The organism is Micrococcus sp. SL257, from assembly GCF_026625585.1.
In the GTDB taxonomy this organism is placed as follows: Bacteria; Actinomycetota; Actinomycetes; order Actinomycetales; family Micrococcaceae; genus Micrococcus; species Micrococcus luteus.
Map to the genome: position 1 here is coordinate 1,042,220 of NZ_CP113053.1, position 20,320 is coordinate 1,062,539.

16 protein-coding genes are annotated in these 20,320 nt (G+C 74.7%); 13 read left to right on the plus strand and 3 right to left on the minus strand.

Annotation, left to right across the window (positions count from 1 at the left end):
* Positions 1 to 540 precede the first annotated feature (540 nt).
* From groES to OVA32_RS04975, 3 genes are all read left to right on the plus strand, one after another.
* Complete coding sequence (gene groES / locus OVA32_RS04965; RefSeq protein WP_002857590.1) at positions 541 to 837, plus strand: co-chaperone GroES; 297 nt, start codon at positions 541 to 543, stop codon at positions 835 to 837.
* 108 nt (positions 838 to 945) lie between these two features.
* On the plus strand, positions 946 to 2,553 hold the full coding sequence (gene groL, locus OVA32_RS04970; protein WP_061867094.1) for a chaperonin GroEL: 1,608 nt from the start codon (positions 946 to 948) through the stop codon (positions 2,551 to 2,553).
* Positions 2,554 to 2,671: 118 nt separating this feature from the next.
* A complete protein-coding gene (locus OVA32_RS04975; protein WP_267715610.1) occupies positions 2,672 to 4,627 on the plus strand; it encodes a BCCT family transporter in 1,956 nt (651 codons plus the stop codon).
* A gap of 1 nt (position 4,628) precedes the next feature.
* Here OVA32_RS04975 and OVA32_RS04980 read toward each other — a convergent pair whose 3' ends face one another.
* A complete protein-coding gene (locus OVA32_RS04980) occupies positions 4,629 to 6,062 on the minus strand; it encodes a dicarboxylate/amino acid:cation symporter (protein WP_061867093.1) in 1,434 nt (477 codons plus the stop codon).
* A gap of 185 nt (positions 6,063 to 6,247) precedes the next feature.
* Here OVA32_RS04980 and guaB point away from each other — a divergent pair, with 185 nt between their 5' ends.
* The 7 genes from guaB (at position 6,248) to OVA32_RS05015 (ending at position 16,306) form a co-directional block, all read left to right on the plus strand.
* Entirely contained in the window at positions 6,248 to 7,792 is a 1,545-nt protein-coding gene (guaB, locus tag OVA32_RS04985; RefSeq protein ID WP_036384655.1) for an IMP dehydrogenase, read from the plus strand.
* Positions 7,793 to 7,883: 91 nt separating this feature from the next.
* Positions 7,884 to 9,020: a GuaB3 family IMP dehydrogenase-related protein gene (locus OVA32_RS04990; RefSeq protein ID WP_136940245.1), complete on the plus strand. Its 1,137-nt coding sequence runs from the start codon at positions 7,884 to 7,886 to the stop codon at positions 9,018 to 9,020.
* Between the two features lie 47 nt (positions 9,021 to 9,067).
* Positions 9,068 to 10,033 (plus strand): SURF1 family protein, encoded by a 966-nt coding sequence (locus OVA32_RS04995; RefSeq protein ID WP_036340919.1) that lies wholly within the window; start codon positions 9,068 to 9,070, stop codon positions 10,031 to 10,033.
* The gene (locus OVA32_RS05000; protein WP_144825882.1) at positions 10,030 to 10,578 is read left to right on the plus strand and encodes a DUF3817 domain-containing protein; all 549 of its coding nucleotides are present in this window, start codon (positions 10,030 to 10,032) and stop codon (positions 10,576 to 10,578) included. Before OVA32_RS04995 ends, OVA32_RS05000 begins: the two co-directional genes overlap by 4 nt.
* Positions 10,579 to 10,600: 22 nt before the next feature.
* On the plus strand, positions 10,601 to 12,220 hold the full coding sequence (guaA, locus tag OVA32_RS05005) for a glutamine-hydrolyzing GMP synthase (RefSeq protein WP_324287926.1): 1,620 nt from the start codon (positions 10,601 to 10,603) through the stop codon (positions 12,218 to 12,220).
* A gap of 98 nt (positions 12,221 to 12,318) precedes the next feature.
* Complete coding sequence (locus tag OVA32_RS05010) at positions 12,319 to 16,077, plus strand: DUF4011 domain-containing protein (protein ID WP_267715617.1); 3,759 nt, start codon at positions 12,319 to 12,321, stop codon at positions 16,075 to 16,077.
* Positions 16,067 to 16,306, plus strand: a complete 240-nt coding sequence (locus tag OVA32_RS05015) for a hypothetical protein (RefSeq protein ID WP_069941280.1) — start codon at positions 16,067 to 16,069, stop codon at positions 16,304 to 16,306. The genes OVA32_RS05010 and OVA32_RS05015 overlap by 11 nt, the downstream gene beginning before the upstream one ends.
* Positions 16,307 to 16,326: 20 nt before the next feature.
* On the opposite strand, the gene OVA32_RS05020 is transcribed toward OVA32_RS05015, so the two are convergent.
* Together OVA32_RS05020 and OVA32_RS05025 are read right to left on the minus strand one after the other, a co-directional pair.
* Positions 16,327 to 16,605, minus strand: coding sequence for an FmdB family zinc ribbon protein (locus OVA32_RS05020; protein ID WP_182488358.1), 279 nt, complete (start codon positions 16,603 to 16,605; stop codon positions 16,327 to 16,329).
* A gap of 88 nt (positions 16,606 to 16,693) precedes the next feature.
* Positions 16,694 to 17,359 carry a 5-formyltetrahydrofolate cyclo-ligase gene (locus OVA32_RS05025; RefSeq protein WP_245245381.1) on the minus strand — a complete coding sequence of 222 codons (666 nt, stop codon included), beginning with the start codon at positions 17,357 to 17,359 and terminating at the stop codon, positions 16,694 to 16,696.
* A 57-nt stretch (positions 17,360 to 17,416) separates the two neighbouring features.
* On the opposite strand from OVA32_RS05025, the gene OVA32_RS05030 reads away from it, so the two are divergent.
* The 3 genes from OVA32_RS05030 to OVA32_RS05040 all read left to right on the plus strand — a co-directional run bounded on the left by OVA32_RS05030 (position 17,417) and on the right by OVA32_RS05040 (position 20,293).
* Positions 17,417 to 18,043 (plus strand): GNAT family N-acetyltransferase, encoded by a 627-nt coding sequence (locus OVA32_RS05030; RefSeq protein ID WP_041104377.1) that lies wholly within the window; start codon positions 17,417 to 17,419, stop codon positions 18,041 to 18,043.
* Between the two features lie 77 nt (positions 18,044 to 18,120).
* Positions 18,121 to 19,035 carry a hypothetical protein gene (locus tag OVA32_RS05035; protein ID WP_210078923.1) on the plus strand — a complete coding sequence of 305 codons (915 nt, stop codon included), beginning with the start codon at positions 18,121 to 18,123 and terminating at the stop codon, positions 19,033 to 19,035.
* 22 nt (positions 19,036 to 19,057) lie between these two features.
* Complete coding sequence (locus OVA32_RS05040; RefSeq protein ID WP_245245380.1) at positions 19,058 to 20,293, plus strand: phosphotransferase; 1,236 nt, start codon at positions 19,058 to 19,060, stop codon at positions 20,291 to 20,293.
* Positions 20,294 to 20,320 lie beyond the last annotated feature (27 nt).

Sequence of the window (20,320 nt, forward strand, 5' to 3'; positions counted from 1 at the left end):
GGCGGCCGGTTGTCCCGCCGGGACGACGTCGTCATGGCTCGGTGGGCAGAACTGCGAGGAGTTCCGCCCACGCAACATCCGTGGGCAGAAGAGAGGGCGCTTCTGCCCACGGAGACCGAAAACCTGCGGATGCTGCCCACGCGATGGGCGGGGGTGCGGTTTCTGCCCACGGAGGGGGGAGGGGGGAGGGTGGGGAGTGGGGGAGGGACAGGTTGCGGGCCGCCGTCGTGACCACTCCGCGTGCTCTTGGGCTCGGAACCCGCCCCACCCGCCGCCCCACGGTGCCCCACCGCACCGCGCCCCACGCCTCCGCCCGCGGCGGACGGCGGGGACACGGCTGGCACTCATGTTGAAGGAGTGCCAGAACCCGGAGTAGAGTCTGGACTGGCACTCGGGGGTACCGGGTGCCAATGCCCGAGGTGGACCGTCCGGCACCGCGACGACGGAGGGTCTGACGCCCGTGGCGCACCCGCAGACCACAGCATCAGCGGACCGGCGAGCCCGCCGGAGCCGCACGTCGACGAAGAAGGAGTGTGCAGCATGTCTGTCTCCATCAAGCCCCTCGAGGATCGCATCGTTGTCCGCCCCCTGGAGGCCGAGCAGACCACCGCGTCGGGCCTCGTGATCCCGGACACCGCCAAGGAGAAGCCGCAGGAGGGCCAGGTCGTGGCCGTGGGCCCGGGCCGGGTCGCGGAGAACGGCAACCGCGTGCCGGTCGACGTCGCCGAGGGTGACGTGGTGCTGTACTCCAAGTACGGCGGCACCGAGGTCAAGGTCGGCGGCGAGGAGTACCTGGTGCTCTCCGCCCGCGACGTGCTGGCCGTCGTCACCAAGTGACCCCGCCGCGACGGGCCCGGTGAGCGGCGCGCACCGCACCGGTGCGCGCGCCCCGGGCCCCTCGCGTCCCCGCACCCCCTGACTCCCTGAACGAAAGGAGCGTCCGTCATGGCCAAGCAGCTGGCTTTCAACGACGACGCACGCCGCGCCCTCCAGGCCGGCATCGACAAGCTCGCCGACACCGTCAAGGTCACCCTCGGCCCCAAGGGCCGCAACGTGGTGCTCGACAAGGCGTGGGGCGCCCCCACCATCACCAACGACGGCGTCACGATCGCCCGTGAGGTGGAGCTGGAGGACCCGTACGAGAACATGGGCGCCCAGCTCGCCAAGGAGGTCGCCACCAAGACCAACGACATCGCGGGCGACGGCACCACCACCGCCACCGTGCTGGCCCAGGCGCTCGTGAACGAGGGCATGCGCCAGGTCGCCGCCGGCGCCGCGCCGGGCGAGGTCAAGAAGGGCATCGAGGTGGCCGTGGCCGCCGTCGAGCAGCGCCTGCAGGAGAACGCCCGCCCGGTTGAGGGCCAGGAGGTGGCCCACGTGGCCGCCATCTCGGCCCAGAACGACGAGGTCGGCGAGCTGCTGGCCCGCGCGTTCGACACGGTCGGCACCGACGGCGTCATCACCATCGAGGAGTCCTCCACGACCTCCACCGAGCTGGACGTCACCGAGGGCATGCAGTTCGACAAGGGCTTCCTGTCCCCGTACATGGTCACCGACGCCGAGCGTCAGGAGGCCGTGCTCGAGGACGCCTACGTCCTGATCAACTCGGGCAAGATCTCCAACGTGCAGGAGCTGCTGCCCCTGCTGGAGAAGGTCCTGCAGGCCAACAAGCCGCTGTTCGTGATCGCCGAGGACATCGAGGGCGAGGCCCTGTCCACCCTCGTGGTGAACAAGATCCGCGGCACCCTGAACGTCGTGGCCGTCAAGGCCCCGGGCTTCGGCGACCGCCGCAAGGCCATGATGCAGGACATCGCGATCCTCACCGGCGCCCAGGTCGTCTCCCCGGACCTCGGCATGAAGCTCGAGCAGGCCGACCTGGACGTGCTCGGCTCCGCTCGCCGCATCACCGTCACCAAGGACGAGACCACCATCGTCGACGGCGGCGGTGCGGCCGAGGACGTCGAGGCCCGGGTCGCCCAGATCAAGGCCGAGTCCGCCGCGACCGACTCCGACTGGGACCGCGAGAAGCTCCAGGAGCGCCTCGCCAAGCTCTCCGGCGGCATCGGCGTGATCCGCGTGGGCGCCGCCACCGAGGTGGAGCTCAAGGAGCGCAAGCACCGCATCGAGGACGCCGTGTCCTCGACCCGCGCCGCCCTCGAGGAGGGCATCGTGGCCGGCGGCGGCACCGCGCTCATCAACGCGCTGACCGCGCTCGACACCGACGCCGACGTCCAGGCCCTGACCGGCGACGCCGCCGTGGGCGTGGACATCGTCCGCAAGGCCCTGAAGCAGCCGCTGCGCTGGATCGCCCAGAACGCGGGCGAGGACGGCTACGTGGTGGTCTCCAAGGTCGCCGAGCTGGAGCCGAACCACGGCTTCAATGCGAAGACCGGTGTCTACGGCGACCTGATCGCCGACGGCGTGATCGACCCGGTCAAGGTGACGCGCTCCGCGCTGGCCAACGCCGCCTCCATCGCGGCCCTCGTGCTGACCACCGAGACCCTCGTGGCGGACAAGCCCGCCGAGGAGGACGAGGCCGACCACCAGCACTGACCCCTCCGTCGGCCCTGACGCGGCCGGCCGACGACGGCCCCTCGCCCGCCCGGGTGAGGGGCCGTCGTCGTGCGGGCGGGAGACGACCGCCGTCCGGGGCGCCCTCTATGGTGTGCCCATGGACACACCCACGCCGCCCCGTCCCACCGGGTCCCACCCGACCCGGACCCCGGCCCGGCCACGGCTGCGCCGCTTCGTCCGCGAGTTCTCCTATCCGCACGGCATCCACCCGGCCCTCGTGCCGGGCGTGTCCGTGGAGGACCGCCGGGTGCGCTACGGCGTGGACCGGGCGATCCTCACCGTCGTCGGCCTGCTGGTGGTCGGCTTTGTGGTGTGGGGCGTGCTGCAGCCGGACACCGTTCTGGCCGTCTCGAGCGCGGCCCTCGACTGGGTGATGCTCCACGCCGGCTGGCTGTTCGCCCTGCTGGCCATCGGGATGGTGGTGTTCCTGCTGGCCCTGGCGTTCTCCCGGTACGGCGAGATCCCGCTGGGCCTGGACGGGGAGAAGCCGGAGTACTCCACGGCGAGCTGGTCGGCCATGCTCTTCGCGGCCGGCATCGGCATCGGCATCATCTTCTTCGGCCCGTACGAGCCGCTGACCTACTACCTGGCCCCGCGCCCGGGGGCGTACGAGCCGGCGAGCGAGGAGGCGGTGACGGGCGCGCTGGCCCAGGCCGCGCTGCACTGGGGCGTGAACGCGTGGGCGATCTACGCGATCGTCGGCCTGTCGGTCGGCTACGTGTCCTACCGCCGGGGCCGGGTGCCGCTGATGAGCTCGATCATCGCGCCGCTGTTCGGCGACTCCCAGCGCAGCGACTCGGTCGGCGCGCGCCTGATCGACGGGCTCGCGATCATCGCCACACTGTTCGGCACGGCGGCCTCGCTGGGCATCGGCGCCCTGCAGATCGGCCGCGGCGTGGAGATCGTCTCGGGCTGGTCGGCGCCGGGGAACACGGTGGCGCTGGGGATCATCGTGGTGCTCACGATCGGCACCATCTTCTCGGCGGTGTCCGGTGTGGCCCGCGGCATCCGGTGGCTGTCCAACATCAACATGCTGCTCGCCCTCGGGCTGGCGCTGTTCTTCTTCGTCGTCGGCCCGACGGCGTTCCTGCTGAACATCGTGCCCGGCGTCCTGATGGACTACGTCTCCTCCGCCCCGGACGCCCTCGGCGCCTCGATGGCCGAGGGGGAGGACATGCAGGAGTTCCTCTCCAGCTGGACGATCTTCTACTGGGCGTGGTGGGTCAGCTGGGCCCCGTTCGTGGGCGTGTTCATGGCGAAGATCTCGAAGGGCCGGACCATCCGCCAGTACGTCCTCGGCGCCCTGTTCATCCCGGCCGCGGTGATCGTCGGCGCGTTCACGATCATCGGCGGCACCACCATCTGGCTGCAGCGGACCCAGGGCTCCGTGGCGCTGGACGGCACGGCCGCCTCGCTGCCCGCGCCGGCGGAGATCTTCTGGGTGGTCCTGGACCAGCTGCCCGGCGGCGGGCTGGTGGCCCCGGTCGTGATCGTCATGCTGGCGGTCTTCTTCATCACGACGGCGGACTCCGCCTCGATCGTGAACTCGCAGCTCTCGCAGCGCGGCGCCCCGGCCCCGCGCCGCACGATCACGGTGTTCTGGGCGCTGTGCATGGCGGGCATCGCCGTCGTGATGCTGCTGACCGGCGGCGACACCGCGCTCACCGGCCTGCAGAACCTCATCACCATCACGGCGCTGCCGTTCACCGTGGTGCTCGTCCTCATGGCGGTCGCGCTCCAGCGCGAACTGGCCAACGACCCCTTCGCGATCCGTGACCGGTACCAGCGGGCCGCCGTCGAGAAGGCGACGGTGCGGGGCCTGGTGGAGTACGGGGACGACTTCGCGTTCACGGTGGAGCGCACCCCGCCGGGCAGCTGGTACGCGGCCGGCGAGGGGTTCGACTCCACCGCCGCGGAGATCACCGACTGGTACCGCCGCACGGACGAGGACGGGAACCCCGTGGACGACGACTACGTGCTGGGCGAGTATCTGGACGAGGGGGACGAGGACGGCGCGGACGGACCCGCCGGAGCGGGCCCGTCCGGCCGCTGACTCAGGCGCGCGGCTCCGGGGTGCCGACGAGCTGGGCGCGGGAGTCGGCGGTCGCGTGGGCGCGGGCCTCGACGATCTCCTCCTCGTCCTCGCCGAAGATGTCGCCGCGCGGGGCGTCGTAGCGGTCCCGGTCGAGGATGCCCTCCTGGGAGGCCACGAGGGCGGGGATGAGGGCCTGGCCGGACACGTTGAGGGCGGTGCGACCCATGTCCACGATCGGGTCGACGGCCAGGAGCAGGGCCATGCCCTCGAGGGGCAGCCCGGCGGTGGACAGCGTGAGCGTGAGCATCACGGTGGCGCCGGTGGTGCCGGCGGTCGCGGCCGAGCCCAGCACGGACACGAGTGCCACGAGGGCGTACTGGCTCAGGCTCATGTCGATCCCGTAGAACTGGGCGATGAACACGGCGGCCACGGCCGGGTAGATCGCGGCGCAGCCGTCCATCTTGGTGGTGGCGCCCAGCGGGACGGCGAAGGAGGCGTAGCCGGTGGGCACGCCGAAGTTGCGCTCGGCCACCCGCTGGGTGACGGGCAGCGTGCCGAGGGAGGAGCGGGAGACGAAGCCGAGCTGGAACGCCGGCCACACGCCGGTGAAGAACTGCTTGACGGAGAGCCCGTGCAGGCGCGCCAGCACCGGGTACACCACGAGCATCACGAGGGCCAGGCCCACGTAGATCGCCACCACGAACTTGGCCAGCGTGCCCATCGTGGACCAGCCGTACGAGGCCACGGCGTTGCCCAGCAGGCCGATGGTGCCGATCGGGGCCAGGCGGATGATCCACCACAGCAGCTTCTGGATGATCGCGAGCACCGAGCGGGAGAACGTGAGGAACGGGGCGGCCTTCTCGCCGACCTTGAGCGCGGCCACGCCCACGACGATCGCGATCACGAGGATCTGCAGCACGTTGAACGTGGGGGAGGAGGCGAGCGCGCCGTCCTCGCCGGCCGTGGTCTTGACGGTCAGGCCGAGGAAGTTCGCCGGCACCAGGGAGGTCAGGAAGTCGAGCCAGCCGACGTCCTTGGCCTGGTACGACGCCGGCGCGGTCTGGCCGGTGCCCACGCCCGGCTGCAGCACGACGCCGACGGCGAGGCCGATGAGCACCGCGATGAGGCTCGTGATGGCGAACCAGAGCAGAGTCTTGGCGGCCAGGCGGGCCGCGTTGGTCACCTGGGCCAGGTTGGCGATGGAGGCGACGACGGCGAAGAAGACCAGCGGGACGACCGTGGCCTTCAACAGGCTGATGTAGATGCTGCCGACGGTGGCCAGCGTCTCGCCGAGCCAGGTCGGGTGCTCGGAGGTGTGCCCCGTCGCGCGGGCGATCAGGCCCAGGACGAGGCCGAGGACGAGGGCGGCGGCGATCTGCCAGCCGAAGTTCGACGTCCAGGCGGGAAGCCGGCGTCGGGGCGCCGGTGCGGGGGAGGATTGTGCGGTGCTCATCCGGGGAGGTTAGGCAGTCCAATACCATGACGCGGAAACGGATTGCGCCATGTGACGTCGTGGTGACGTCCGTCTCGTCCCCGCGTGGCCCAGTGCGAAGGCCCTGTGACGTGGCCCGCACCCGGGTCGCCGGTTTGACCCCCGGGCATAGAATCGCGGAAACACCCGTCCCGAAAGGCGCCTTCGTGACCACCACCAGCACCGGTCCCAGCCCCGAGCCCGTCCACTCCTCCTCGGATCCCTTCGGCTTCTTCGGCCTCACCTATGACGACGTCCTGCTGCTGCCCAACGCCACCGACGTGATCCCCGCGGACGCGGACCCGGGCACCCGGCTGACCCGCAACATCCGCTTGAACATCCCCATCGTCTCCGCGGCGATGGACACCGTGACCGAGGCCCCCCTGGCCATCGCCATGGCCCGCCAGGGCGGCATGGGCATCATCCACCGCAACCTGTCCATCGAGGACCAGGCCCGCCACGTGGACACCGTGAAGCGCTCCGAGTCGGGGATGATCAAGGACCCCGTGACCATCGGCCCCGACGCCACGCTCGCCGACCTGGACGAGCTGTGCGCCCAGTACCGCGTCTCGGGCCTGCCGGTGGTGGCCGAGGACATGACGCTGCTGGGCATCATCACCAACCGCGACACCCGCTTCATCCCGCGCGAGGAGTGGGCCACCCGCACGGTGGACACCGCCATGACCCGCATGCCGCTGGTCACCGCGCAGGAGGGCGTCTCGCGCGCCGAGACGATCCGCCTGTTCTCCCAGAACCGTGTGGAGAAGCTGCCGCTCGTGGACGATGCGGGCCGCCTGACCGGCCTGATCACCATCAAGGACTTCGACAAGGCGGAGCAGTACCCGGACGCCGCGAAGGACGACGAGGGTCGGCTGCGCGTCGGCGGCGCCGTCGGCTTCTTCGGCGACGGCTGGGAGCGCGCCATGGCGCTCGTCGAGGCGGGCGTGGACGCCCTCGTGGTGGACACCGCGAACGGCCACACGCACGGCGTGCTGGACATGATCGCGCGCCTGAAGAAGGAGAAGGCGGCCGCGCACGTCGACGTCATCGGCGGTCAGGCCGCGACCTACGCGGGCGCCAAGGCGATCGTCGACGCCGGCGCGGACGCCGTGAAGGTGGGCGTGGGCCCGGGCTCGATCTGCACGACCCGTGTGGTGGCCGGCGTCGGCGTCCCCCAGATCACCGCCATCTACGAGGCGGCCAAGGCCACGCGCCCCGCGGGCGTCCCGCTGATCGCCGACGGCGGCCTGCAGCACTCCGGTGACATCGGCAAGGCCCTCGTGGCCGGCGCCGACTCGGTGATGCTCGGCTCCCTGCTGGCCGGCACCGCCGAGTCCCCGGGCGACCTCGTGTTCTACCAGGGCAAGCAGTTCAAGACCTACCGCGGCATGGGCTCCCTGGGCGCCATGCAGACCCGCAACGGCACGCGCTCCTTCTCCAAGGACCGCTACTTCCAGGCGGACGTGCCGGACGAGGACAAGCTGATCCCCGAGGGCATCGAGGGCCAGGTGCCCTTCCGCGGGCCGGTCGCCTCGGTGGTCCACCAGCTCGTGGGCGGCCTGCGCCAGACGATGTTCTACACGGGCGCGTCCACGGTGGCCGATCTCAAGGAGAACGGCCGCTTCGTGCGCATCACCGCGGCGGGCCTGAAGGAGTCCCACCCGCACGACATCATGATGACCGTCGAGGCCCCGAACTACCGTTCGCGCTGACCCGCACGTCGGGTCCGGGGGAGCCCCCGGACGGGGCGGCGCCGACGACACGGTCGGCGCCGCCCCGCGGCGCCTGGGCTAGGCTGGCCCGGTGACGAACCAGATTGAGATCGGCCGCGGCAAGCGCGGCCGCCGGGCCTTCTCCCTCGACGACGTGTCCGTGGTGCCCGCGCGGCGCACCCGGGATCCCCAGGACGTCAGCCTCACGTGGCGCATCGACGCCTACACGTTCGACATGCCCGTGATCGGTGCGCCCATGGACTCCGTGATGAGCCCGGAGACCGCCATCGCGATGGGGCGGCTGGGCGGTCTCGGCGTCCTCAACCTCGAGGGCCTGTGGACCCGCCACGAGGACCCGCGCCCGCTGCTCGAGGAGATCGCCGCCCTCGAGGCCGGCCCGGCCGGGACCGAGGCCACCCGCAAGCTGCAGGAGGCCTACGCGGCCCCCATCCGCTCCGATCTGATCACCGAGCGCCTCGCGCAGATCCGCGAGGCCGGCGTCGTCGTCGCGGGCTCGCTGACCCCGCAGAACACGCAGGAGTTCTACCGCACCGTCGTGGCGGCGGGCGTGGACCTGTTCGTCATCCGCGGCACCACCGTCTCGGCCGAGCACGTCTCCTCCACCCAGGAGCCGCTGGACCTCAAGCAGTTCATCTACGAGCTGGACGTGCCCGTGATCGTGGGCGGGGCGGCCGGCTACACGCCGGCCCTGCACCTGATGCGCACCGGCGCGGCCGGCGTGCTCGTCGGCTTCGGCGGCGGCGCGTCCACCACCACGCGCCGCGCCATGGGCATCCGCGTGCCGATGGCCACGGCCATCTCGGACATCGCCGAGGCGCGCCGCGACTACATGGACGAGACCGGCGGCCGCTACGTGCACGTGATCGCCGACGGCGGCGTCTCCACCTCGGGGGAGATCGTCAAGGCGATCGCCATGGGCGCGGACGCGGTCGTCCTGGGCGCCGCCCTGGCCCGCGCCACCGACGCCCCCGGCGGCGGCTGGCACTGGGGCCTCGAGGCCGCCCACCCGGAGCTGCCGCGCGGGCACCGCACCCACGTGGGCCAGGTGGCTCCGCTCGAGGAGGTCCTGTGGGGTCCCGGCCGCCACGCGGACGGCACGTCCAACCTGATGGGCGGTCTGAAGCGTGCCATGGCCACCTGCGGCTACACCGAGCTCAAGGACTTCCAGAAGGTGGAGGTCCTCGTGACCCCCACCCAGGCCGTCTGATCCCCGCCGCCGCATGGCGGCACCCCGACCGGAAGAGTTGATACGGCGTGCTACGCACCGCCCTCAAGCCCGTCTGGCTGGCCACCCTGGTGCTGGCCCTCGTGGCGGCCGCGGTCTTCGTGGCGCTGTCCAAGTGGCAGTTCGAGTCCGCGGAGACGAACGCGCCGCCGCCGCGCACCCAGACCGAGCACGCCGTGCCGTTCCTGGAGCACGTGCGCCCCTACGAGGCCCTGCTCGGCTCGCAGGCAGACCAGGTCGTCACGGTCGAAGGGGAGTTCGTGCCCGGCACGGACGTCCTGGTCGGCCCGCGCCTGCTGAACGGCCGCGACGGCTACTGGACGGTCACGGCCCTCCGGGTGGCCGGCGCCCCGGACGGCGAGGTCGTCCCGGTGGTCCGCGGCTGGTCGGCCCGCGCCGACGTCGTGGACCCCGCGCCCGCCGGGCAGGTCACCGTCACCGGACGCCTGCTGCCCCCGGACGGGCCCCTGCCGCGTGAGGCAGCGGCCGAGGACACCGCCGACCGGCTCCTGTACCGCAGCCTGGCCCCGGCCCAGCTGGTGAACGTGTGGGACGAGCCGTCCTACGCGGCGTACGTCGCGGCGTTCGAGATGGTCGACGCCGCGGGCGCCGAGACGGGCGCGGCCGGCCCCGGCGGGCTCGAGCCGGTGTGGGTGGCCCCGCAGCCGGAGGAGACCCAGATCATCTGGCTCAACGTCTTCTACGCCGTGGAATGGATGCTCTTCGCCGGCTTCGCCCTGTTCCTGTGGTGGCGGTTCGTCCGCGACGACCACGTCCGGGACGAGCACGAGCGCCGGCTCGACGAGGAGTGGGCCGCGCAGTGGCGCGCCGAGGAGCTCGAGCGGCGCCGGGCGGCCGCGCGCGAGGCCAAGGAGCGGGCCGTCGCGGCACAGTCCGCGGCGCACCCACGCCAGGACCACGACGACGACGGGGCCGCGCGCCCCGACCCCCGCGACCCGGGCCCCCGTGGGCCCCGAGAGGAGCAGAGCCGATGAGCACCCAGCACCCCGGCCCCCAGCCGGTGGACCCGGCGAGCCTGCCGGATCCCGAGGACATCACGGAGGCCGACCTGCCCGAGCCGCCCCCGCGGCCAGGCCGGGAGCATCGCCGTTTCGCCGGCACCCAGCAGCAGATCCGCTCCGCCACCCGCCTCTACGTGGTGTGCGCGTGGATCACCGGCATCATGCTCCTGCTGCTCGTGGCGGAGATGGTGCTGAAGTACGGCATGCACGTGGAGCTCTACGCGGGAGGCACCACCCTGGACGGGGACGCCAACGGCCTGGGGCTGCACCCCACGGACAGCGTGACCGGGGGAGTGAACCTGTCCCTGTTCATCCTCATCGCCCACGGCTGGATGTACGTGGTGTACCTGCTCGCCTCGTTCCGCCTGTGGTCCCTGATGCGCTGGGAGCCGCTGCGCCTGCTGGCGATGGCCGGCGGCGGCGTCGTGCCGTTCCTGTCCTTCGTGGTGGAGAAGCGCATGACCCGCGTGGTCCGGGACGAGCTGCACCGCTTCCCGGACGCCGCGCGGCGCTACTGAGCGCCTCGACTATCCTGGACGGGTGACGCAGAACGCCCCCCACCCCGACACCCCCGCCCCGCTCAGCGACGTGATGCCCACGGTGCTGGTGCTGGACTTCGGCGCCCAGTACGCGCAGCTCATCGCGCGTCGTGTGCGCGAGGCCAACGTCTACTCCGAGGTCGTGCCCGCCTCCACCCCGGCGGCGCAGATCCTGGAGCGCAAGCCCGCGGCGCTGATCCTCTCGGGCGGGCCGTCGTCGGTGTACGAGCCCGGTGCCCCGCAGCTGGATCCGGCGCTGCTCGAGGCCGGGGTGCCCGTGCTGGGCCTGTGCTACGGCTTCCAGTCGATCGCGCACGCCCTCGGCGGCACCGTGGCCAAGACCGGCACCCGGGAGTACGGCTCCACCCGCCTGGACTCGGTGGATGCCGACTCCGTGCTGTTCGCGGACCAGGACCTCGAGCAGGTCGTGTGGATGTCCCACGGCGACGCCGTGACGCAGGCGCCCGAGGGCTTCGCCGTGACGGCCTCCACCGCGGGCGCCCCCGTCGCCGCGTTCGAGGACCGCGAGCGCCGCATCTACGGCGTGCAGTGGCATCCCGAGGTGGGCCACTCCTCCCGCGGCCAGCGGGTGCTCGAGCAGTTCCTGCACGTGGGTGCGGGCCTGGGCGCGGACTGGACGGCCAGCGGCGTGATCGAGGAGCAGGTCGAGCGCATCCGTGAGCAGATCGGGGACAAGCGGGCCATCTGCGGCCTGTCCGGCGGCGTGGACTCCGCCGTGGCCGCGGCCCTCGTGCAGCGCGCCATCGGCGACCGCCTCACCTGCGTCTACGTGGACCACGGCCTCATGCGCGAGGGCGAGTCCGCCGAGATCGAGCAGGCCTTCGGCGAGGCCCACGGCGGCGCCCGCCTCGTGATGGTGGACGCGCGCGAGGACTTCCTGTCCGCACTGGCCGGCGTCACCGACCCCGAGGCCAAGCGCAAGATCATCGGCGAGCGGTTCATCCGCACCTTCGAGAAGGCGCAGGCGGACATCGTCCTCGAGTCCGAGCACGACCCGGACGCCACCGAGGTCCGCTTCCTCGTGCAGGGCACGCTCTACCCGGACGTCGTCGAGTCCGGCGGCGGGGACGGGGCGGCCAACATCAAGTCCCACCACAACGTGGGTGGCCTGCCGGACGACATCGAGTTCGAGCTGTGCGAGCCGCTGCGCGAGCTGTTCAAGGACGAGGTCCGCGCCGTGGGCGCCGAGCTCGGCCTGCCCGAGGGCATCGTGCACCGCCAGCCGTTCCCGGGCCCGGGTCTGGGCATCCGCATCATCGGCGAGGTCACCCAGGAGCGCCTGGACCTGCTGCGCCGCGCGGACGCGATCGTGCGCGCCGAGCTCACCGCGGCCGGACTGGACCGCCAGATCTGGCAGTGCCCGGTGGTGCTGCTCGCGGACGTGCGCTCCGTGGGCGTTCAGGGCGACGGCCGCACCTACGGCCACCCGGTCGTCCTGCGCCCCGTCACCAGCGAGGACGCCATGACGGCGGACTGGGCGCGGATCCCGGACGACGTCCTGTCCCGCATCTCGAACCGCATCACCAACGAGGTCGACGGCATCAACCGCGTCGTGCTCGACGTGACCAGCAAGCCGCCGGGCACCATCGAGTGGGAGTGAGCGGCGCGTCCGGCGCCGCATCCGGCCGCCCCTGACCGGGGCGGCCGTCCGCACGAAGACCGCCTGGACCCAGGCGACGGAGGAAGGACCGCACGCACGTGACCGAGCAGGAGTTCCCGCGCCTGGCCCGCGCCCGCGCCGCCGCACGCCCCGACGAGGGGCAGACCCGCCCCGACCCGGCCGCCTGGGTGTCCTCCCTGGGCTCGGGCGCCGAGAACGACACGATGCTGCGGTTCGCGCCCTCGGCGGCCAACAGCATCGACCTCACGGAGGCGAACTCCTCCGGCGTCTCGCAGCTGCTGCTGGGGCGGCGCACCCGCCTGTCCACCCTGCTGCCGGCCGGCCCGGAGCTGGACGCGGCGCACGAGGTCTCCCTCGGCCTGCGCGCCAAGGTCCGCGAACTGGCGGAGGAACGCGGCATCGACGTCGGTGCGCTCGCCGTGGGCGTGGCCACGTGGACGGCCGAGGAGGACGGCCGGCGGGAGCGCCGCTCCGCGCCCGTGTTGCTGGCCCGCGTGGCCCTGACGGTGCGCCGCGGCGCCCGGGGCCGGGACGAGCTGGAGATCCAGATCACCGAGCCGGCCCGCCTGAACCCGGCGCTCGTGCGGAACCTGCGTCGGCACCACGGCATCGCCCTGGACCCCGAGGCGTACCGGCAGGCCGCCTACGCCACGGCACGCCTCGAGCCCGCCCCCGCGTTCGCCCGCCTGCGCGAGGAGGCCGCCGCGATCGCGGACCTGCACGTCGAGGACTGCCTGCTCGTCTCCACGTTCGCTGACCTCGGCGAGACCGCCTCGCTGCCCGCCTCCCTCGAGGATCTGCCGGTCGTGCAGGCCCTGTACGACGCCGGCACCGGCATGGTGCCGCGCCCGGCGGCGCTGCAGCCCACGGGCGCGGCCACGGAGGACGACGTCGCCCCGGCCGACGAGCGCCTCGTCCTGGACGTCGACGCCGCCCAGGCGCGCGTGCTCGAGCACGCCGCGGCGGGGGAGTCCCTCGTGGTGGCGGCCGCCCCCGGCACCGGGCAGACCCAGACCGCCGCCGCCCTGGCCGCGCGCCTGGCCTGGGAGGGTCGGCGCGTGCTGGTCGTGGCCGAGCGCTCCGCCGCCCTGGCCGACGTGCTCGACCGCCTCGAGGAGGCGGACCTGCGCTCGATCGCGCTGGATGTGCCCGCCAACGCGGACCCCGAGCTGCTCCGCCGCCAGCTCGTGCAGGCCGTCCTGCGCTCCGAGCGGGCCGTGGACCCCGACACCGCCCGGGACGAGGCCGCCCTGACCGAACGACGGCGCCGGCTGCAGGAGCACGTCGGCTCACTGCACCACGTCCGCCCCCGCTGGGGCTGCTCGCCGTTCCAGGCGATGCAGGCCCTGGCCGCCCTGACCGGGCTCGAGACGCCGCCGGCCACCACCGTGCGCCTCAAGCGCTCCGTGCTGGACTCCACCGTGAACCGGCAGGCCGTGGGCGAGCAGCTCGTGCGCGCCGGGGAGCTCGGCGCGTTCTCGGCCGCCGCCACCGAGAGCCGCTGGTTCGGCGCCCGCGTGCGCAACGTGCAGGAGACCGAGGCCGCCTCGGAGCTGGCCGACGAGCTGGCGGCCGCCCTGCACACCACCCGGCGTGCCGTGGACACCGCCGCCGCCCAGGCCGGCCTGCGCCCTGAGCGCACGGTGGCCGGCTGGGCGGAGCAGGCGGACCTCTACCGCCGTGTGGCCCGCACCCTCACCGAGTTCACCCCCGAGGTGTTCTCCCTCGACGTGCCCCAGCTGGTCGCGGCGACCGCCACCAGCTCGTGGCGGCGCCTCCACCTGGTCGAGATGTCCTCGGTGACCCGGTCCCGCCTGCGCCGCGCGGCGAAGGACGCGGTCCGCCCGGGCGTGCAGCCCACGGACCTGCACGGCGCCCTCGTGGACGCCGCCGCCGTCCTGGAGGACTGGAACCGCCACGCCGCCGAGCCGGGCACGCCCCCGCAGGTGCCGGACCAGGGCGAGCACGTGATGGGCCAGGTCGGCCAGGTGCGCGAGCACCTGCGCCGGCTCGAGGGCGTCCTCGCCCCCGAGGCCGTGGCCGAGGGGCCGCTGGACGAGCGCGACGTGGACGACCTCGTGGCCGCCGTCGACGGGCTCGTGGCGGACCGCGACACCCTGGCCACGCTGCCCGAGCGCACCCTCGTGCTGGACAGCCTGCGCGACCACGGCCTGGCGGAGCTGCTCGAGGACCTGCGCGACCGCGAGGTGCCCACCGAGGCCCTGACCGCCGAACTCGAGCTCGCGTGGTGGCAGTCCGCCCTCGAGGCCATGATCTCCGGGGACGACTTCCTGGCCATGATGAGCGGCACGGACCTGACCGAGGTCGAGCGCGGGTTCCGCGACCTGGACCGCGCCCATCTCGAGCACGGCGGCGCCCGGCTCTCCGCCGCGCTGGCCGCGCGCTGGCGGGAGGCGCTGCGCACCTATCGCGCGGACGCGGCCGTGCTGCGCACCCTGCTCAAGCAGGGCAGCCCCACGGTCGAGTCCCTGGCCACGATCACCCCCGAGCTCCTGCAGCCGCTCGTGCCGGTGGTCACCACCTCGCCCATGGCCCTGTCCGAGTTCCCCCCGGAGTGGCGCGCCGACGTCGTCGTGCTGCTGGAGGCCGACGCGACCGCCCTGGCCACCGCGATGGGCGCGCTCACCCGCGCCCCCCAGGTGGTGGCCCTCGGCGACCCGGTGATCGGACGCCCGCAGTCGTTCCAGGTGTCCGTGGACCCGACGGCGACCGCCGGGCCCCTGCGCCCGCTGCGCTCGGCCCACGACGCGCTGGACGAGGTGCTGCCCACCCTGCCGCTGCGCACCGTGCACCGTCCCCTCGAGCGGCGCCTCGTGCGCCTGCTCTCCGCGCTCGCCTATGACGGCGCCCTGGACGCGCTGCCCACCGCGGGCGAGGCCACCGGCCGGGATCGTGCCGTCACGGCCGAGTACCTGCCCGAGGGCACCGGCATCCCGATGACCGGCGGCGACGTGGTCGAGTCCACGAACGCCGAGGTCGCCCGCACCGTGGAGCGCGTGTTCGAGCACATCCGCGACCGGCCCGAGCAGTCCCTGGCCGTGGTCACGGTGTCCGAGCAGCACGCCCGCCGCGTGGCCGCCGCCGTGCAGGCCACGGCCGCGCAGGCGCCGTGGGCCCACGAGTTCCTCGCCCGCGGCCGCGGCGAGGACGCCGCCGAGGCCGAACCGTTCGTGATCGTGCCGGTCGTGCGCGCCGCCTCCGTGACGCGCGACGCCGTGATCCTCACCCCCGGCTACGGCCGCACCCCGCACGGCCGCGTGGTGCACCACTTCGGCGCCTTCTCCGACCCGGACGGCGAGCGCATGGTCACGGTCGCGCTCACCCGCGCCCGCCGGCGCCTGCACCTCGTCTCCGCGCTGCGCGCCGCGGACCTGGACGAGGACCGGCTCGACGGCGGCGCCCTCTGGTTCCTGCGGCTGCTCGAGGCCTACCTGGGCGACGACGCCGCGGACCCGGTGGGCATGGTGGGCGACCCGCTGCTGGCCGATCTGCGCGACCGGCTCGAGGAGCACGGCGCCCGCGTCCTGCCCCGCTACGCCGGCGTCATGGACCTGGCCGTGCTCGATCCGCGCGCGGACGAGGCGCCCCGTCCGCTGGCCCTGGCCGGCGACGGCGGCGAGGTGTACCGCGCCCTCACGGTGCGGCAGCGCTCGCGGACCCTGCCCGAGGGGCTCGAGGCCCGCGGCTGGGAGCCCCGGACCCTGTGGGCGATCGACGTGTTCGCGGACCCGGAGTCCGTGGCCCGCGAACTGGCCGACCGGCTGGGCGTGGAGCCGACGGACGAGACGGACGAGACCGACGACGATGTCCGCTGACGGCGCGCCGCGCCGCCGCGGCCCGCGCCGGGCGGACGCCCCGGGCACCGGGCCGGCAGCCGCCGACGGCCGCGAACCGCGCCTGCCCGGGATGCCCCGGCTGACCGGCCAGGCCGGGACGTCGCCGGCGACCACGCCGACCGGGAACGCGGCCGGGGTCGAGACCGGTGCGGCCGAGGCCGAGCGCGATCGCTGGCTGCGCGAGCAGCGCCCGCCCCACTGGGGCTGAGCCGGCCCGATCCGGCCGGGTCAGTCCGCGGCGGCGGAGGCCGGGGACGACGTCGAGGACGTCGAGGACCCGGCGGCCGAGTCCGAGGTCGAGCCGCCGGACGAGCCGGTGCCCCCGGTGCCAGAGCGCGAGTCGGTCCGGTAGAACCCGGAGCCCTTGAAGCTCACGCCGACCGAGCCGTACTGCTTGCGCAGGACGCCGCCGCACGCGGGGCACTCGGTGAGGGCGTCGTCGGTGAAGGCCTGGACGACGTCGAAGGCGTAGCCGCAGTCCTTGCAGCGGTAGGCGTAGGTGGGCATGCTCAGCTCCAGCTCGCTCGGGGCGCGCCGGGGCGCGCGGTTCTGGGGGGATCCGACCCCCGATGCTACTCCGCGCCGCGGGCCGGGCTCAGACCCAGCGCAGCCCGGCCGCGGTGACGACGCCGTCCACGGGCCGGTCCGTGGGCTCGGCGGGGATGGCGCCCGCCGGCAGCAGCTCGTCCTCGAACACGAGGGCCACGGTGGGCACGCTCCGCGGCAGCTCGGCGAGGAAGCGGTCGTAGTAGCCCCCGCCCTGGCCCAGGCGCATCCCGTCCTCGGCCACCGCGAGCGCCGGCATGACCACCGCGGTCGCCGCCGCCAGCGCGTCGGTCCCGAGCCGTTCGCCCACGGGCTCGTCCACGGGGGCGTTCGCCGCGCGCGCCGTTGCGACGTCCGGGTGCCACGGAGCCCAGCTCAGGCGGCGTTCCGGCTCGATCACGGGGACGAGCACCCGCGCCCCCGAGGCCAGCAGGCGGGTGCGCAGCCCACCGGTGTCCGGCTCGGTGGCCATCGGCAGCACGGTGGCCACCACCGGGGCGGTCCCGTCCGCGGTCGCCGCGGCCACGCGCGGACCCAGCCACGCCCACAGGTGCTCGACGGCGGCCGCGGACTCGGCGGCGCGGCGCGCGGGGGAGCGGTCGCGGCGGGCGGTGCGCAGGCGCGCACGCAGGGCGGCCTTGGCGTCCACGACGTCGTCGACGCCGGCGACGGGGCCCGTGGCGGCGGGCTCGGGCACGGGAGGGGGAGTGCGCATGTCCCCATGATGCCCGCCGCACCGGTGCCGCGCCCGGCCGCGCATAGGATCGACGCCATGTCCTGGCAGCGTTCCCCCTGGCCCGTGACCCTGCGGCACGGCACCCTCGCCCTGCGGCCGCTGCGGAGGCGGGACCGGGAGGCGTGGGAGGAGCAGCGGGCGCACAACCGCGAGTGGCTGACGCCGTGGGATGCGACGAGCCCCGTGCCGGGCGCGGGTCCGGCGTCGTTCGGGCAGATGGTCCGCTGGCACGGCCGCCAGGGCCGGGACGGCAGCGCCTACACGTGGGGCATGGTCCTCGACGACGACCGCCCGGACCGGGACCGCCTGGTGGGGCTGCTGTCCCTGGGCGGGATCCAGTACGGCTCGGTGCTCTCCGGCTCGATCGGCTACTGGATCGACCGTCGCGAGGCCGGCCGGGGGCTGACGCCGACGGCCGTGGCCATGGCGACGGACTGGGCGTTCCGCAGCGCCGGTCTGCACCGGGTCGAGGTCAACATCCGCCCGGAGAACGCGGCCAGCCTGCGGGTCGTGGCGAAGCTCGGCCTGCGCGACGAGGGCCTGCGGCGCGCCTACCTGCACGTGGACGGCGCCTGGCGGGACCACCGGACGTTCGCGGTGACCGCCGAGGAGGTCCCCGACGGCCTGCTGGCCGGGTGGCTGGCCACCCGGCCGCGCCCCTGAGCGGCCCCGCGGGACACGCCGCGTGCGGACACGCCGCGATGGCCGGACCGGTCCGCCCCCGGCGCTAGGCTGACCGCATGGACGAGACCACCGCGCCGACGAGGGCCGTGCAGGCCGCGCTCGACGCGCTGGCCGACGCCCGGGTGAGCGCGTCGCTGGTCATCGTGGCCCTCGTGGCCTTCCTAGCCTGGCGGCTCGTGCTGCGCCGCCATCGTCTCGCGTCCGCCCCCGCCCGCCCGTCGATGCCGAGGTCCTTCATGCACCGCCTGCAGAGCTCGCCCGCCGTCCGTGCCCTGACCGCCCGGTTCTCGGGCCGCCTGATCGCCGCCGCCGACGCGGCGCGCACCGCCCGCGGCCGGACCGGCCTGCACATCCGGTGGGGGCGCACGGCGCTGTTCCTCGCCGCCCTCGTGGCCCTGCTCGTGTTCCTCGTGGCCGGGCTGGCCGCGGCGTTCGGCGCGGGCACGCTCGCCCTGGCAGGCTGGTCGCTCCTGTTCGCCGTGGCCGGGCTGGCCGGCCTGCGGGCCCTCGCGGTCCGCGACCGCACCCGTCGCGCCCGGCCCGCCGCCGCCGTCGTCGTCCCGGAGCGCCCCACCGCCCCGGCGGCCGAGGAGCGGCAGGCCCCGCCCGCGGACCCCGAGCGGGACCGCCGCGTGCTGGAGACCGTGCTGGCCTTCGAGACCGAGGCGCCGCGCCCGGCCGCCGCGCCCGCCGCACCCCGGGTCGAGCCCGTGGTGGTGACCGCCTCCGCCGCCGCCCCCGCAGCGGACCGCGCCGTGACCATCCCCGCGGTGCCGCGCCCCACCTACCTGGACGCCCCGGAGATGGCCCGCCCCCTGCCGGCGCCGCTCGAGACCCCCGCCCCCACCGGCGCGGACACCCGGCCCCAGGACGCCGCGCGCACGGCGGACGATCAGATCAGCGCCGCCGCCGAGCAGGACATCGCCGCCCTGGACCTGGACAACGTCCTGGCGCGGCGCCGGGCAGGCTGAGCCGCGCCGGGCGGGCGTGCCCGTGAGCATCGACCGAGCCGCCGCGCGCCAGGCCGTCCGCGCGGCGGGCGAGCGCTGGCTGCGTACGCGAGCCGACGCCCTGCACCTGCAGCGGGGGCGTCGGCTCGCGCGCGTCCTGGACCTGGATGTGATGACCGGACGCGCGGGCGACGCCCGCGTCCGCTCCCGCACCCTCGTCCTCGCCCGCGACCCCCGGCACCCCGCCGCCCCCGGCGCGGCGTGCCCGCCCGTCCCGGGCGAGCGCGGGATCCTGGAGGACGGCACCCTGTGGTGGTGGGCCCCCACCGACCCCGTCCTGCCGGGCCTCACGCTGACCGCCGATCCGGACGCGCTCGCGGCCCTGCTCGGCACGGCGCCGGGCCGGGCCCGCCTCACGTGGCGCGGCTACCGGCCGCGGGACCGCGCGGTCCTGGCCGTCGAGGCGACCGGCGACGACGGCGTCGTGGCCCGCACGTTCCTGAAGGTGCTCCCACCCGCGCGCGCCGCACGGGTCGCCCGGCGCATGGCCGCGGCGGGGGCGGCCGGGGTGCCGGTGCCCGCCGTCCGCGCGGCGCCGGAGCACGGGGTGCTCCCGCTCGCCAGCGTGCCGGGCCTGCCCTGGCGGGCGCTGCTGGCCGGGCCCGAGGCCGCCGCGCTCGACCCCGCGCGGGTCGCCGCGCTGCTGGACCGGCTGCCGCCGGTGCTCGAGGAGCCCCCCGGCCCGACGGGCCCCACGGCCGGGGCGGCCGCGGACGCCGACGCGGACGACGGCGGACCCGCCGTCCTGCTCGAGCACGCCACATGGGCCGCCGTCGTGCTGGACCCCGAGGCCCAGGACGAGGCCGCCGCCCGGGCCGACCGGCTCCGCGCGGCCCTCGCGGCCGGGGAGCCCGGCCCGTGCGTGCCCGTGCACGGCGACCTGCACCCGGGGAACCTGCACGTGGACGCCGCGGGGGAGCGGATCACCGGCGTGCTGGACGCCGACGACCTGGGCATGGGGCACCGCGTGGACGACTGGGCCGTCCTGATCGCCCATCTCGAGGCGGGCGCCGTCGACCTCGGCGCCGGCGGCGCCGCGCTGCGCGCCGTGGCCGAGCGGTTCGGGCGCCACGCCCGCAGCGAGGTCGACGAGACGGCGCTGGCCGCCCGCGTCGCGACCGTCCTCGCCGCCCTCGCGGCGCAGCCGACCGCGCCCCGCGCCGTGCGGTCCGCCCGCCGGGCCGCCGCCGACGCCGCCCTGGCCCGCGTCGGCCTCTGACCCGCGACGGCGGCCACCCCCTCGAGC